1 protein-coding gene is annotated in these 1917 nt (G+C 56.4%); it reads right to left on the bottom strand.

Features of this window, described 5'->3' with window-relative positions; all coding sequences use genetic code 11:
- Nucleotides 1-521: 521 nt before the first annotated feature.
- Entirely contained in the window at nucleotides 522-1775 is a 1254-nt protein-coding gene (locus B097_RS0108435) for an IS256 family transposase (RefSeq protein ID WP_018582092.1), read from the bottom strand.
- Nucleotides 1776-1917 lie beyond the last annotated feature (142 nt).

Raw genomic sequence — 1917 nt, 5'->3', positions numbered from 1 at the left:
GGAGACCTACTGGGCCGGGCACGCTACAATCACCGAGTCACCTGAGAGGGTGGCTCAGCCAATCTAACGGTGGCAACAAAACCGTGACGGTTCACTGCGAGAACTTCTGGGTAGAACTTGTGGTTCGGGGCGATATCTACAGCTACGCCTAATCCTTCCCGGGCGAGATCTGTGTTGACCAAACTTCCTTCATGAAAGTCTCCCGCCAAAGTGCGTCCGTAGCGGTCTTCCCGCTCTTGGTCATACTCGAGTTCGATTGAGGAACCTACCGGTATGAGCGATTCAAGGTGATTACGAACTTCTTGAGCCAAGCATTCTAATCGCTTTTAGTTGCAATTCCCTTTGCTGGAGTGTCAACGTTGAGAGAATGGATCCGGGTAGCTTTTAGCCTCGAGTCCGAACAGGGGGTCTGCTTTCTAGGGCTCGGGGTCAAGTCCGCGGGAGTGGTGTATCTGCCCTTTCGATAAAACAAGCAGCGTAACGACCTTAAGGACCATCACGAGCTAAACAATGACCCTGGCTCATGACACATCCTTCCGGATGATCTCCGCAGTAATGTCGCCCGAGTCGATGATGTTTGCGGCCATCATCACCTTGGTCTGTTCCAAGCTCGTCAATGACATGTACCGCTTCTGCTGGATCCAATCATCATGTTGCTCTGCCAGGACAGCCCCGACCAGACGGATAACCGCGTCCCGGTTCGGGAAGATCCCGACGACATCGGTGCGCCGGCGGATCTCACGGTTCAACCGCTCAGTTGGGTTATTCGACCAGACCTTGGTCCACACAGATTTCGGGCACTGGGTAAACGCCAAGAGTTCATCGAGGGCGTCGTCTAGGTAATCAGCCACATGCGGGAACTTCTGCTGACAGAACTCCACCACATCCCTGGCCTGAGCCCACACCGACTGCGCATCTGGCTGTTGGAAAATAGTGTGGAACATGGCAGACAGAGTCGGCCACTGCGTCTTCGGCACCATCCCGGACAGGTTCTTGGAAAAATGCGTGCGACACCGTTGCCACGAGGCATTCGGCAGGACGTCCCCGATGGCATGCTGGATCCCCAGGTGAGCGTCACTGGTGACCAAGTAGACCTCGTTGAGCCCTCGGGCCTTGAGGTCGCGAAAGAACCCGGTCCACGATGCGACGGACTCGGCTGTGGCGACCTGCATACCAAGTAACTCCCGGTACCCTTCCGAACTCACACCAGTGGCTAACAGCACGGAGGTTTTCACTACGCGTCCGCCTTCCCTTACCTTCATGGTGAGTGCGTCACAGGAAACATAGAGGTAGGGGCCGGTATCAAGTGGGCGGGTGCGGAAATCCTCGACCATGACATCGAGATCTTTCGCCATGTCTGACACCTGGGATTTCGAGAGACTATTGATCCCCAGGCTGGCGACCAAGTCGTTCATCCGGCGGGTTGATACGCCTTTTAGGTAGCAGGTGGCGATCACGGTGGTCAGGGCTCGTTCCGCTCGGGTGCGCCGTTCCAGTAACCAGTCCGGGAAGAAGGAATCCGTCCGAAGCTTGGGTACGGCGACGTCGACGGTGCCGACCCGGGTGTCGAGGTCGCGGTGGCGGTAGCCGTTTCGGACGTTGGTTCGGGATTCACTGACGGTGGCGTAATCAGCGCCGCAGACCTGGTCGGCTTGGGCGGACAGGATTTGGTTGATGAAGCCTTGGAGCATGTCGCGCATCACATCGGGGGATGCTTGGGCGAGTAATTCGTCGAGATAGGTAGTCGGGTCGATAGAATAAGGCGAGGTGACCATTGTGGGCTGTCCTTTCGAGCAGATGTAGGAGTTGATTCGAAAGGTACCTGCGGTGGTCGCCCTTTATCGTCTTTGGGGTCACCTACCGGCAGTTACAGATACACCACACTAACGGACACTGATAATGGGAGTGCGGGACAAG

The sequence above is a fragment of the Corynebacterium pilosum DSM 20521 = CIP 103422 genome, assembly GCF_000373805.1.
GTDB lineage: Bacteria > Actinomycetota > Actinomycetes > Mycobacteriales > Mycobacteriaceae > Corynebacterium > Corynebacterium pilosum.
This window is presented reverse-complemented; position numbering and strand designations above follow the sequence as displayed.

Bases quoted from the DNA above. Each gene is read 5' to 3' on its own strand.
- B097_RS0108435 (WP_018582092.1), bottom strand. From the start codon at position 1,775: ATGGTCACCTCGCCTTATTCTATCGACCCGACTACCTATCTCGACGAA.